This is a genomic window from Thermogemmatispora onikobensis, assembly GCF_001748285.1.
Lineage (GTDB): Bacteria > Chloroflexota > Ktedonobacteria > Ktedonobacterales > Ktedonobacteraceae > Thermogemmatispora > Thermogemmatispora onikobensis.
On the sequence record NZ_BDGT01000052.1, the window covers coordinates 18,360 to 30,786 of the forward strand.

General features: G+C 62.2%; 10 protein-coding genes. 4 read left to right on the forward strand and 6 right to left on the reverse strand.

The genetic code is table 11. The annotated features are described in order from the left end of the window. Position 1 precedes the first annotated feature (1 nt). The 3 genes from BGC09_RS18260 to nifS form a co-directional block, all read right to left on the reverse strand. Positions 2–1,786, reverse strand: a complete 1,785-nt coding sequence (locus BGC09_RS18260) for a 2-oxoacid:acceptor oxidoreductase subunit alpha (RefSeq protein ID WP_069805668.1) — start codon at positions 1,784–1,786, stop codon at positions 2–4. Positions 1,787–3,442: 1,656 nt separating this feature from the next. Next, the gene (locus BGC09_RS18265) at positions 3,443–4,615 is read right to left on the reverse strand and encodes an aminotransferase class I/II-fold pyridoxal phosphate-dependent enzyme (protein ID WP_069805669.1); all 1,173 of its coding nucleotides are present in this window, start codon (positions 4,613–4,615) and stop codon (positions 3,443–3,445) included. A gap of 324 nt (positions 4,616–4,939) precedes the next feature. Further along, a complete protein-coding gene (gene nifS, locus BGC09_RS18270; RefSeq protein WP_069805670.1) occupies positions 4,940–6,094 on the reverse strand; it encodes a cysteine desulfurase NifS in 1,155 nt (384 codons plus the stop codon). Positions 6,095–6,368: 274 nt separating this feature from the next. Here nifS and BGC09_RS18275 point away from each other — a divergent pair, with 274 nt between their 5' ends. After that, the gene (locus tag BGC09_RS18275) at positions 6,369–6,962 is read left to right on the forward strand and encodes a GNAT family N-acetyltransferase (RefSeq protein WP_069805671.1); all 594 of its coding nucleotides are present in this window, start codon (positions 6,369–6,371) and stop codon (positions 6,960–6,962) included. Positions 6,963–7,058: 96 nt separating this feature from the next. Here the strand turns inward: BGC09_RS18275 and BGC09_RS18280 are convergent, their stop codons facing one another. Both BGC09_RS18280 and larE read right to left on the reverse strand, forming a co-directional pair. Further along, entirely contained in the window at positions 7,059–7,826 is a 768-nt protein-coding gene (locus BGC09_RS18280) for a hypothetical protein (protein ID WP_069805672.1), read from the reverse strand. Then, positions 7,823–8,731 carry an ATP-dependent sacrificial sulfur transferase LarE gene (larE, locus tag BGC09_RS18285; protein ID WP_069805673.1) on the reverse strand — a complete coding sequence of 303 codons (909 nt, stop codon included), beginning with the start codon at positions 8,729–8,731 and terminating at the stop codon, positions 7,823–7,825. Before larE ends, BGC09_RS18280 begins: the two co-directional genes overlap by 4 nt. A gap of 222 nt (positions 8,732–8,953) precedes the next feature. Between larE and mocA the strand changes: the two genes are divergently transcribed. From mocA to BGC09_RS18300, 3 genes are all read left to right on the forward strand, one after another. Continuing rightward, the gene (mocA, locus tag BGC09_RS18290) at positions 8,954–9,628 is read left to right on the forward strand and encodes a molybdenum cofactor cytidylyltransferase (RefSeq protein WP_069805674.1); all 675 of its coding nucleotides are present in this window, start codon (positions 8,954–8,956) and stop codon (positions 9,626–9,628) included. Positions 9,629–9,688: 60 nt separating this feature from the next. After that, the gene (locus BGC09_RS18295; protein WP_069805675.1) at positions 9,689–10,108 is read left to right on the forward strand and encodes a tetratricopeptide repeat protein; all 420 of its coding nucleotides are present in this window, start codon (positions 9,689–9,691) and stop codon (positions 10,106–10,108) included. Between the two features lie 255 nt (positions 10,109–10,363). Further along, complete coding sequence (locus BGC09_RS18300) at positions 10,364–11,404, forward strand: SIS domain-containing protein (RefSeq protein WP_069805676.1); 1,041 nt, start codon at positions 10,364–10,366, stop codon at positions 11,402–11,404. Positions 11,405–11,488: 84 nt separating this feature from the next. On the opposite strand, the gene nagA is transcribed toward BGC09_RS18300, so the two are convergent. Further along, the coding region (gene nagA / locus BGC09_RS18305; protein WP_084659084.1) for an N-acetylglucosamine-6-phosphate deacetylase at positions 11,489–12,427 on the reverse strand (939 nt) is incomplete at its 5' end.

Below are 12,427 nucleotides of genomic sequence, written 5' to 3' on the forward strand. Positions count from 1 at the left end.
GCTAACAAACCTCCTCAATGGCCCGCAGGATCTCGCCCGCGGTGAAGGGAATGCCCCCGAATTTATTGACACGAATCGGCTGCAGGCCATACCTGGCCCCAAGCAGGTTGGCCAACTGGCCCGAGTAATTGCACTCAGGCACGATGACTGTCTTGACCGAGCTGATGAAGTTGCGCAGGGCGCGGTCGGGCAACGGCGAGAGAATGCGCAAGTGCAGCGAGGCCACCTTGTAGCCCTTGGCCCGGGCGCGATCAACTGCCTCCTGAATGGCCCCCTCTGTTGATCCCCAGCCGATCAGTCCGATCTCGGCGTTGCTGTCCCCATACGGCTCCGGCTGCGGTAGCTCCTGGGCCGCTGTCTCCAGCTTGCGAAAGCGTTTCTGCATCATGGCCGTGTGGTCTTCCGGTTCATAGTCCGGGTGACCATGCTCGTTATGCTCCAGGCCAGTTGCCGAGTAGGGAATCGCCCCAGGGCCGGGGACGGTCATAGGAGAGATGCCGCTGGCGGTATAGGCATAGCGAGCGAAGCTGGCCGCCAGGGCCGTCGCGGCTTCGTGCTTGCCATTGCGGCTGGCCCCATTCGCGCCATTGGCGCCGTTGCCAGCCGCCTTGCCATACTCAAGGCGGCCCTCGATGGTGAAGGGCTGAAAGACGCTGCGGTCGACGCTCTCGACGCGGGCTGTCAGCGACTGATCGGTGAGGAAGATGACCGGCATCTGGTAGCGGTCAGCCATGTTGAAGGCCAGACCCATCAAGGTGTAACAGTCAGCGACATTGGCCGGCGCCACGATCAGGCGCGGGGTGTCGCCGTGGCCGCCGTAGAGGGCAAAGCTGAGGTCGGCCTGCTCCATCTTGGTAGGCATGCCCGTGCTGGGGCCGGCGCGCTGGGCATCGACAATGACCGCTGGTAGCTCAGCCATCGAGGCCAGGCCGATCAGTTCGGTCATCAGAGAGAAGCCTGGACCAGAGGTGGCGGTCATGGCGCGCACACCGCCGAAAGAAGCCCCCAAGACCGCCGCCAGCGCCGCCATCTCGTCCTCCGCCTGCAGGAAGGTCCCCCCTACCTGGGGCAGCTCCTTGGCCAGGGCTTCCATGATATCGCTGGCCGGCGTAATCGGATAACCTGCGAAGAAGCCGCAGCCCGCCGCCAGGGCGCCCGCTACGACCGCCTGGTTGCCGTTGAGGACGACCCGATCGGCCTTCTCTACAGGGCCAAGCTGGTAAGGGTCCCGCTTCTCGATCTTCTCACGGACATAGCGGTAGGCGATGTCTAGCGCCAGGCGATTCTTCTCCATCAAGACGGGATTGGCCTTGCGAGATTTGGACAGACGGGACTCGACTACCTGGAGTAGCGCCTCCAGCGGTGGCCCGAAGAGGCCCGCTATGGCCCCCAGCATGACCATGTTCTTGGTCTGAAAGAGCTGCACTTCCTTGCGCGCTAGCTCGTTGAAGGGCACGGCATAGGTGATGAAGTCGTCGCTCTCAGGCGTGAAATCGCCGGGATCATAAACCAGTACTCCCCCCCGGCGCAGGTCGCCAATATTACGGTCGTAGGCCTCTTTGTTCAGACAGATCAGAACGTCCGCATAGTCCCCCATCGATCTCACTGGGCGATCGCTGATACGCACCTGGAACATGCAGGGACCGCCCAGGATCTCCGCCGGAAAGGTGCGGAAGGTGAAGACGTGATAGCCCCAGCGCGCGGAGGCGAGCGCCAGGATGTCGCCGCCCGAGATGGTTCCTTCGCCCGACTCGCCACCAATCCGAATCGTCACTTCATTCTCCATTGAATGCCCCCTCTAAAAATTCAACCGCGCCCTGTGCACAGAAATGGCGCGGCCTTAAAAAGCGCTCCCGGGATTCCACAGAGTGCCCGCGACTAACAGCGGTCGCTCTCTGCTCTCGCTCCGGTCTGCGTCTGCTCGACTGCCTTGCACTCAAAACAGGGTGCTTTGCCGATGGCACGGCTCCTGTGTTCACGATGCTGCTGCTGCTTACTGCTGAATCCGCCACTGCACTCGTCGCTGACTGGCTTGCTTGCCCCCCCCGCTCCTTCCTTCTTTCTTCCCAGGAACAGGAGCAGGCACAGGAAGCCAGCCTTGGGCTGTGCTCTACACTGTCGATATTATAGCACAATGTGGACCGTACGATGTATCGATCCAGCACCACGCTGAACCAAATGTCGCGGGGCCTGGTTGACTTTTCTGGCTTCTCCCTCTTCCCAGCGAATCCCGAGTATGTTACAATAATGGACGCAAGGGCCCATAGCTCAGCGGTTAGAGCAGCCGGCTCATAAGTGCGCCGCTGTGCTCTACCTGTCTCTGCTGCGTAGTGCAGCACCACTGGGACCCCTGTGGTTAAAGCCTGGCCTGACCTGATCCCGAAAGGGTTAGGGGACAGCAGCATGGCCAGAAAAGTACGGCTCGGGGGAAACTGCTTACCCCGCTCCGTGCAGCGAGGCCGTATATGGTGAGGAGGGACTTCCGAACCCGAGATGTGCCGCTCAACTACCCGTGCGATGGCAGGATCGCGCACGTTGCCCGATTTGACGACCGTGGTTATGAGGGTCGTCAAGGGTCCCATCGGGCTGATGGCTGGCAGCCCGGCACATCGTAAGGGCACCTACGTACGGACCGAGGCAGGTAGGGAACTGCGGGATCACCTTCCAGGACACAGAGCGCTCGCTGCGCTGTAAGGCTACTTCCGTCGGCAACGCACTCCCCCGGTGAGGGTCAGAGCTGCGCCACTGCCAGGCTGGCTACCAGCGCGATTGCTCCTGTGTCCTCTGGTGACGGAGTGCCCATAGTACTCAAATGATCGGGGTAATGCCCGATACACGGGGAAGGGGCACAGGGTGCTCTTGTTGGCCATGACGGTGGCTCCCCAACCACAGTCTGTGGCGAGAGAGCGCCTGGAGAGCCGTGTGCGTCGAAAGGCGCACGCACGGTTCGGGAAGGGATGACTGTGCTCTGCGCTTTGCCGTCTGACAATCTCCAGTCATGCGACTGAGCGTTCACAGATGGCGCGTAGGCTCTGGTTGTCGGCTTCACCCGGTTGGTCCCTGGTTCGAATCCAGGTGGGCCCACTCTCTTTTTGGCCTTCTGCTTGGGCTAGCTGGCCCGCTCTTCTCTTTTATTCGCGCCGCACTAGGGTTCCCCCGCCAGCGCGGCTATAGCGGCCCGGGCCTTCAGTGGTCGCTACGGCCCCTTCACTGTGCCCCATGAGTTCCCACCAGCACAGTCCTGCTTCTCTTCCCCGATCCAAAGCCAGAGATCTCCAGATCTTCTTAGGAGGACATCCATGCAACCTGGCGGGTCATCAAAATTTTACAGAGACTGGCAGACCGACGCTTGGGGGACTGCGCTCTTCCTAGTCCTCGGACAGCGCGGAAGGTGACAAGCAGAAGGCCAAAAAGGAGGGGCACGGTCGTACCGACCGCACCCCTACTGGTGACGTTTCAGGAAGCGCTCCATACGCCGTAGCGCCTCTTCTAGCTGATCATAAGCGGCGCAGTAGGCACAGCGCACATAGCCAGCTCCACAGGCCCCAAAGGAACTACCGGGTACGACGGCGACGCGCTCCTCTAGCAGGAGCTTTTCGGCAAATTCCTCGTCACTCATACCGGTCTGGGCCACACAGGGAAAAGCGTAGAAGGCCCCCCGCGGCTCACAGGTCGGCAGGCCAATGCGGTTGAGGCCGTCGACAAACATCCGGCGCCGCCGTGCGTACTCGGCATGCATGGCGCGTACGTCTTCTTCGCCGTGACGCAGGGCTTCCAGGGCCGCGACCTGGGCAACGGTGCTGGCGCACATAATGGCGTACTGATGGACTTTGAGCATGGCCTCAAGCAGGGTGGCCGGAGCCGCCACATAGCCGACGCGCCAGCCGGTCATCGCATAGGCTTTGGAAAAGCCGTCGAGCAGGATGGTGCGCTCACGCATGCCCGGCAGCGCTGCCACGCAGACATGCTCCGTGTCGTAGACCAGGCGACTGTAGACTTCATCGACCACTATGTACAGGTCATGCTCCAGGGCCAGATGGGCGATCCCTTCCAGCTCGGCTCGCGGGATGACGGCCCCCGTTGGGTTGTTGGGATTACCGAGGAGAATGACTTTGGTGCGCGGCGTGATCAGAGGCGCGATCTCAGCGGCACGGACGGCAAAGTCGTAGCGCGCATAGGTCGGAACCGGGACGACCACGCCTCCGGCAAAGAGAATATCCGCCTCGTAGGCGACGTAGCCAGGGTCGAGCGAGATCACCTCATCGCCCGGATCAACCAGTGCCCGCATCGCCAGATCGACCCCTTCGCTGACGCCTACAGTGATCAGGATCTCTCTCTGCGGCTCATAGTGCAGACCGTAGCGACGCTGCAACATCGCAGCGATCTCTTCGCGCAATTCAAGGGTTCCATAGTTCGACGTGTAGTGCGTCTCTCCACGTCTCAGGGCTTCAATGCCCGCCTGGCGAATATGTTCCGGCGTCACAAAATCAGGCTCGCCTACCCCGAGCGAGATCACATCCGGCATGCTGTTGATGATGTCGAAGAATTTGCGAATGCCGGAGGGTTTGACGGCCCGCACTCGCTGTGAGAGCGCTTCGCGTTTGAGTATGTCCATGACAAGCTGCCTATCCCTTCTTGTGCACACATGGAGGCCAGAACTGGCAAGCAACGCCCGCGGTTGCTTGCTCACTCTCTGCCAGGATCATCTGCCAGGCGGATGATCCCGCAGGTGCCTTCGCTGTGAGCGTCCTGTCGCCTCTGCTGTTTCCACTGTAGCATAAACAGGCCGAGGAGACAACGCCTCACCTCAGCCCTGACCCCAGATGGTCAGGGGCCCCCTCGTCATTGTCCCTCACTCACCAGCGGCACCCCCCTCTGGCGGTTGTGCTTCGTCAACCGCTGGCCGGGCTTCGTCAGACTCGCCCGCCAGCGCTCATGCTCAGGTGGCCAGACTGCGCAGTTTCTCAACGATGCCCGGCAGGACGGTGAGAACGGTGTCGACGTCTTCTTCGCAGTTGTCTTTGCCAAGGGTCAGGCGCAGACTACCGCGCGCCCACTCGGGCGGCAGACCGAGCGCGACAAGGACATGCGAGGGTTCAACCGAGCCAGAGGTGCAGGCCGAACCGGTCGAGGCGGCAATGTTGAGCAGGTCAAGGTTGAGCAGGATTGATTCACCCTCGACCCCCTCAAAGCAGAAGCTGGCATTGTTGGCCAGGCGCTGCGTCGGATGGCCAGTCAGGCGGCTGCGCGGGATACGGCTCAGGACGCCGTCGATCAGGCGATCACGCAGGGCCCGTAGCCGCGGCTGGACCTGCTCCAGCTCTTCGTAGGCCAGACGCAGAGCCGTGGCCGCCCCTACGATGCCGGCGACGTTCTCGGTGCCAGCCCGCCGCCCACGCTCCTGTGAACCTCCTTGCTGCTGCGGTAGAAGCCGTACGCCCTGGCGCACATACAGGATGCCTACACCCTTGGGCCCGTAGAATTTGTGGGCCGAGAGCGAGAGCAGGTCTGCGTTGAGCGCTTTGACGTCGAGCGGCAAGGCCCCACCAGCCTGGACAGCGTCAATGTGGAAGGGGACCTTGCGCTGCCGACAGAGGCGCCCGATCTCTTCCACTGGTTCGACGGTGCCGATCTCGTTGTTGGCATACATGATGGAGACGAGCACGGTCTCATCGGTTATGGCCCGCGCCACAGCATCGGGATCAACCAGTCCGTGCTCGTCCACCGGTAGGTAGGTGACGTTGAAGCCGAAACGCTCTAGATAGTGGCAGGTGTGCAGGACGGCATGATGCTCGATGGCCGAGGTGATGATGTGCTTGCCTTTGTTCCGCGCGGCCAGGGCAACGCCTTTGATGGCCAGATTGTCGCTCTCTGAACCACAGCCGGTAAACACAATCTCGGTGGGCCGGCAGTTGAGTATGGCGGCAATCTCTTCGCGCGCCCCGTCAATGGCTTGCATGGCCCGCCGCCCCAGGGTGTAAATGCTGCTGGCGTTGCCATACTCGCTGGTGAGATAGGGCAGCATGGCCTCCAATACCCGCGGGTCAAGGGCGGTCGTGGCCGCATGGTCAAGATAGATGACTCGCTCTGGCATGGTTATACTCTTAACATCAAGTACTACTTTTACCGACTTCTTCCTCTACTACTGTTTAGATATTTAAAGTTAACAGTTGTTCTCCGGTCGCTCGCTCCCTGCGACGGAAGAACGCTTGCTTGACGGCTGACTTCATTGTATCATAGAGTGAGCTCCGCTTCCTGCCTCGTTGCACTTCGGGAGCCTCTCGTTTTATTTCTCATAACTACAGCATGTCAAATACGATTTTCTTTCTTTTTATAGATAGTTAAGCATAAAAGAAAGGAATACTCTTATGGGCGAAGAACTTTTCCTTAGCCTGATGCCCGATTTTGAAGAGCTGGCGGGTCAGCGTGTTATCGTAAGACCGTATCGTGAGGAGGACGCTCCTGCGCTTTTCGAGGCGATCCAGGAATCGCGCGCCCATCTGCGTCCCTGGCTGCCCTGGGCAGACCAGCATCAGCGTATTGAGGAGACGCGCGATTGGATCAATCGCCAGCGCGCTGCCTGGCTGGTGCGCGACATCTATAACTGTACGGTGATCAGTCTGGCCGATGGGCAACTCCTGGGAGGGATCAGTTTGAGGCCCCACGACTGGCAGGCGCGTGTCTTCGAGATCGGCTACTGGCTGCGTGCCACGGCCACTGGTCGGGGATATATCACAGAAGCAACGCAACTGCTGACCAGCTTTGCCTTGAGGCAGCTCGGAGCCAACCGCGTTTTTATCCGCTGCGATGAGCGTAACGAGCGCAGCGCCGCTATTCCGCGCCGCCTGGGTTTCGTCTTCGAGGGCTGCCTGCGTAACGAGGCCCTCGCTCCCGATGGCCAGCTCCGCAATACGCTGGTCTTTGCCTTGACACCGGCGGATCACTGGCAGGCCGGCCAGTAAATGAGGAGAGGAGAGGGGTCGGCAGCGACCTCTCTCCTTCAGGACGGGCCCTTCAGTCAAGCTCAATGCAACGCCGCGCACGACCGCCGTCCGCCCCTAGAGGCTGCCCCAGTTGTAGACGGTGTCGGGTTGCACGTGCGGACTGTTATAGGCCAGGGTGATAAGTTCGTGAGCCTGCAGCTGGAGGCTGTGGAAGTCGCCTTGATAAGGCTTGCCATCGACATAGACACTCCAGCCGCTGGCCTGGTCGAGCTGGCTGGGAAAGCCGTTGCCCAGTTCGGCGAACTGGTTTTTCCAGATATCGAAGAACTGCCCGAGAGTAAAGCGTTCGTTCTGCGGCGCCTCAATATGAATAACGCCCGTTGTGTCATGGGTATGGAGCCAGTAGATGCAGTCGCTGGCAATGCCAGTATTGGCCGGAAGCTGCACGGGCTGACCGTTGATGTAGATTGAGAGATGAGCGTGATAGTGTACAGCTACCTGCTCACTGGCATCGCAGTAGACCTGATCGACTGGCGGATAGGCAGCGTCGACAACCGGACGCCCCTGGCTCTGCATCTGGCCTTGCTGATTTTGCGCCTGACTCTGGGAGCCGGTCCGAATGAGGAAGTAGACCCCGCCTCCCAGGAGCAGGAGAAAAATGCCGACGACGCCGATAGAGAGAAGCAGTTTGCGGAGCTGGGCTTGCTGACGCGCTCGCTCGCGCCGCTGTTGCTCTCGCCGCCTGCGCTCCTCTCGCGCTTGCTTCATCGTGAGTTCCTGCTTCCGCTCTCCCACCTGTGACCCTCCCTGTGGGCTGCCCGGACCGGTTCCCGCCGTGCGCCTCACAATGCCACTAGCCTGCTGAGCCTTCCTTTTGCTCATCGCTCTTCTCCTGATGATCCCTCCATCGCCGGCCTCTTCTTCTTCTTGAAGAAGCCCTCGTTCAGGCTGCCGCTGCGAAAGCCGAGAAGATCAAGGGTGACATAGAGATAGCCGAGACGGCGCAAGCCTTCCGTGACCTGGCGGCTCATCTCTTCCTCGATCAGGCGCGGCATGTCCTGCCGCTCGACTTCGATGCGGGCTACGACCCCGTGATGGCGCACACGAACCTGACGCAAACCAAGCTCGTGCAGGAGCTTCTCCGCCTGATAGATCTTCTGCAATGTCTCGATGTCGATGCGTGTCCCATAGGGAATGCGCGAGGAAAAGCAGGCGAGCGCAGGCTTATCCCAGACGGGCAAACCCAGCCAGCGGGCCAGGGCCCGGATCTCGCTTTTGTGCAGCCCCGCCTCCAGTAAGGGACCACGCACGCCGAACTCGCGGGCCGCGCGCTGCCCTGGACGAAAATCGCCCTCGTCATCTTTGTTGACTCCATAGGCGACATAGCGCAGGCCGTGCTGCTGAGCCAGGGCCGTCAGATGAGTGAATAGCTCCGTCTTACAAAAATAGCAGCGATTCGGCTGGTTGGTGAGATAGCGCTCATCCTCAAGCTCATGCGTCTCAACAGTCAGCACCCGAATGCCCAGGTCACGTGCCAGCTGCAGCGCGGCCTCGCCCTCTTCGGGCGCATAGGCAGGCGAGAGCGCCAATGCGCCAAGCGCTCGCTCGCCGAGTTCGTCGTGGGCTACCTTCAAGAGCAAGGTGCTATCGACGCCACCGGAGTAGGCCACCAGAACCGACTCCATCTCTTTCAGAATGGCCTGCAGGCGGCGATACTTCTCCAGTGTCGCGGCCCCAACCTCCAGGGCCGTTACACGTTCATCCTTCGCCGAGGGAGTTGTGAGCATAGAACTGCTGTCGTGCCTTTCTTGGATCTCCCACCCAGGGGGGAACGCCGCGCTGGCCATCCTCCTGTCGCTGGCAACGGGGTCAGCCGCGTTCCTCGCCGAGCTGATGATGATATACTATAGAGCAGTATTGCATTGAAGATCTCGGCTGCGCGCGGTCAAGTGCTATTATAGCATGGCCGACAAGCCTGAGCCGAATCCAGAGATTGGAAGGAGACCATCGTGAGCGGAGAGCCAGGATGCGCCGCCATTCTCCTGGCTGCAGGCACCTCTAGCCGCATGGGAGCAGGTCGCCACAAGCTGCTTCTGCCGCTGGCCGGGCGCCCGCTGGTGCAACATAGCGTGGAGGCCATTCTGCGGTCGCAGGCCCGCCCCCTGGTGATCGTTCTGGGTCATCGGGCCGAGGAGGTGCGGGCGGCCCTGGGCGACTATGCAGCTCATCCGGCAATCGAGCTGGTCGTCAATCCCGCCTATGCACAGGGGATGAGTACTTCGCTGCGCTGTGGCCTGCAGGCCCTGCAGGCTCGCACTGCCCGTCTAGGAGAGCCTGCACCCGCCGGCGCCCTGATCTTTCTCGGTGATCAGCCCTTCGTCTCTGCTGCGCTGATTGATCGGCTGATCGCTCACTGGCGTAGCGCTGGCCGCCGCATCGTGGCTCCCAGTGCTGGGGGTCGACGTGGCAATCCTGTGCTCTTTGCCTCAGATCTCTTCTCGGAGTTGGAGCAGGTCGCAGGCGATGAGGGCGGGCGCCGCGTGCTTGAGCGCCACCGTGCTGAGTTAGCTCTCGTCGAGGTAGAGGAGGCGCTGGCGTTCCATGATGTCGATACCTGGGAGAGCTATCAGACGGCCTTACACGCTCAGTCAGGTGAGGGAGAGGAGCACGCTCCTCAACCCTAAGCGCCGGGAGCTGTGGTCAGTTCCAGGAAGCATGTGAACGAGGAGGGAGGGAGGGAGCAGATGCGCAAGGAGCCAGACGAGCACACACAGTCCCAGGATTCAGCCCAGGAGCAGGCGGCTTTCTGGCTGAACTATGCGCGCGAGCTGTGGGGAGCGATTCGCTATCCCGAGGCGCTCGCTGCCGTCGAGCGGGCCTTAGCCCTGGCCCCCGCTGATCCCGCCGCCTGGTACCTGCGCGGTGCCTGTCTCTGCCTGCTGGCCCGCCATGAGGAGGCCCTGGCGTCCTTTGAGGAGGCCCTGAGTCGGGATAGATGCTATGTCCCCGCCTGGGACGGGAAAGCCTGGGCTTTGGGCGTGCTTGGAAAGCGCGCTGAAGCTCTGGCCGCCGTCGAAGAGGCTCTACGCCTCGATCCTGACTATCTGCAAGCCCGTCTGCGCAAGGCCCGCCTGGAGGCCACCGCCGGGGGCGAGACCGAGTGAGCAACTGGCAAGAGCACGGGGCCAAGACGTGGCTGATCGCTGGTGCCCCGGGAAGATGGTGGGCAAGCGGCCCACAACGTGATAGGATAGAGGCGAGGTGGTTGATGGTTGGGCTACGCCTCGCCCGCCTGCGCCTTGAGCGAGCCAGCCAAGGAGGCTGGGCCACCGCCACACCCGCCCGCTGGCAGGCCAGACCGCTTGATTCAGCGAGCTAGCTAGCCGAATCCGACCACGAGCGAACGGAGAAGTGTCTGCATGTCCTCATCATTGCTTGAGCAAGAGATCCGCAGCCAGCCCGAGGTCCTCGCCCGCCTGCTCGAACGGGAGCGCCCCCACGTCGAGGAGATTGTCGCCTCCTTGCCACCGTTCACCTATGTCCTGATCGCAGCCCGGGGATCATCGGACCACGCTGCACTCTACGCGAAATACGTCTGGGCGGCCCTGGCCGGCCATCCTATCGCGCTGGCCACGCCCTCGCTTTATACTCTCTATGGCCAGCCCCCTCGCCTGGATGGGGCCCTGGTTGTTGGTATTTCGCAGTCGGGCCAGTCGCCCGATATTGTCGCCGTGCTCGAAGAGGGCCGTCGGCAGGGTCGTCCGACGCTGGCCATTACGAACGATGCCAGCTCCCCACTGGCCCACGCCGCCGACCATGTGGTCGCCCTGCACGCTGGACCGGAGCGCAGCATCGCCGCTACCAAGACCTATACCGCCCAGTTGACAGCGCTCGCTCTCTTCGCCGCCGCCTGGAGCCCCGAGCCGGCCAGCCAGTTGGCAGCCGTAGAGGCGCTGCCTTCCGCCGTCGACCAGGTGCTGACGCAATCCGCTGAAATTGCTCGCCTGGCTGAGCGCTACCGCTATATGGATCGCTGCGTGGTGATCGGGCGCGGCTTCAACTACGCCACAGCCTTTGAGCTGACGCTCAAGCTCAAAGAGCTGACTTATGTGATGGCTAATGCCTACTCTTCGGCGGACTTCCGCCACGGCCCGATTGCCACGGTCGACGCCGGCCTGCCAGCCATCTTGATTATGCCGCGCGATGCCACCTACAGCGATATGCGCGAGCTGGCCGAGGAGCTGGGACGTCGCGGCGCAGAGCTGCTGGTCATCTCGGAGGAAGGCGAGGCCCTGGCCCTGGCTCGCACTCCTTTGCCCCTGGTGAGCGGCCTCCCGGACTGGCTGAGTCCCGTGACGGCTATTGTCCCCGGGCAGGTGCTGGCCCTCCATCTGGCCCTGACCCGCGGCTACAACCCTGACGTGCCGCGCGGCCTCCAGAAGGTCACGCTGACGCTCTAAGCCAGTTCCCTCAGTCGACCACCCTCACCTGACCAGACAAAGCAATGCCCCGGCGCTTCTCCGGGGCATCCTTTGTCTTGCCGTCTATTCTAGCAGGCGGGTCAGCCGTCCACGCCAGGACTCACTGACAAAGGCCAGCCGTCCCCGACAGAGAACCGCCTGCAGCGCGAGTGTCCGATCGACGATGAGGAGGTCGGCATCGTAACCAGGCTGGAGCCGGCCCTTGCGCTCGCCGACGCCAGCCGCCAGGGCGGGATTGTAGGCCAGCATGCGGGCAGCCTCGTGCAAGGAGAAACCAAGCAGTTGCACGACGTTGCGCAGGGCCTGCTCCATCGTCAGCACGCTCCCCGTGATGGTGCCATCTGGCAGGCGCGCCGCCCCATCGATGACAGTGGCCTGCTGCCCCCCAAACTCAAAGGAGCGCTCCGGGCTGCCCGCCCCACAGAGAGCGTCGGTAATGACCACGGTGCGCTCAGGCCCCAGGGCTTTGACCAGCGCCTTCATGGCCGCGGGATGGACGTGCACGCCATCGGCGATCAGCTCGCCGCGCACATGACCCGCTTCAACCAGGGCGCCCAACGGCCCCGGCTCCCGATGATGAAGAGGACGCATGGCGTTAAAGCAGTGCGTGACGTGGCTTACTCCCAGGGCAAAAGCCCGCCGCGCCTGCTCGTAAGAAGCATCGGAATGCCCCAGACTGACGGTGACCCCCGCCTCCAGAAAGCGGCGGATCATGGCCTCAGCCCCGGGTAGCTCGGGCGCCAGGGTCACCAGCCGGAGATAGCCGCGCGTCAGCTCTAGAATGCGCTCGGCCTCCGCTTCGCTGGGCTGGCGCAGCCACTCGGGCTGGTGCGCCCCCCGGCGCGCGATGTTGAGATATGGACCTTCCAGATGGATGCCCAGCGGCTCAGCTACCGGCTCCCGACTGGCCTCACAACGCTCAATGGCCTCTACCGCCGCCTTCAACTGCTCTTCCGGCAGGGTATAGGGAACCCCAATCACCCCGATAAGAAAGGCTGTGGT

What these genes read in the sequence shown, in the direction of transcription:
- BGC09_RS18260 (WP_069805668.1), bottom strand. Translation starts at nt 1,786, where the DNA reads ATGGAGAATGAAGTGACGATTCGGATTGGTGGCGAGTCGGGCGAAGGA.
- BGC09_RS18265 (WP_069805669.1), bottom strand. Translation starts at nt 4,615, where the DNA reads ATGGACATACTCAAACGCGAAGCGCTCTCACAGCGAGTGCGGGCCGTC.
- nifS (WP_069805670.1), bottom strand. Translation starts at nt 6,094, where the DNA reads ATGCCAGAGCGAGTCATCTATCTTGACCATGCGGCCACGACCGCCCTT.
- BGC09_RS18275 (WP_069805671.1), top strand. Translation starts at nt 6,369, where the DNA reads ATGGGCGAAGAACTTTTCCTTAGCCTGATGCCCGATTTTGAAGAGCTG.
- BGC09_RS18280 (WP_069805672.1), bottom strand. Translation starts at nt 7,826, where the DNA reads ATGAGCAAAAGGAAGGCTCAGCAGGCTAGTGGCATTGTGAGGCGCACG.
- larE (WP_069805673.1), bottom strand. Translation starts at nt 8,731, where the DNA reads ATGCTCACAACTCCCTCGGCGAAGGATGAACGTGTAACGGCCCTGGAG.
- BGC09_RS18295 (WP_069805675.1), top strand. Translation starts at nt 9,689, where the DNA reads ATGCGCAAGGAGCCAGACGAGCACACACAGTCCCAGGATTCAGCCCAG.
- BGC09_RS18300 (WP_069805676.1), top strand. Translation starts at nt 10,364, where the DNA reads ATGTCCTCATCATTGCTTGAGCAAGAGATCCGCAGCCAGCCCGAGGTC.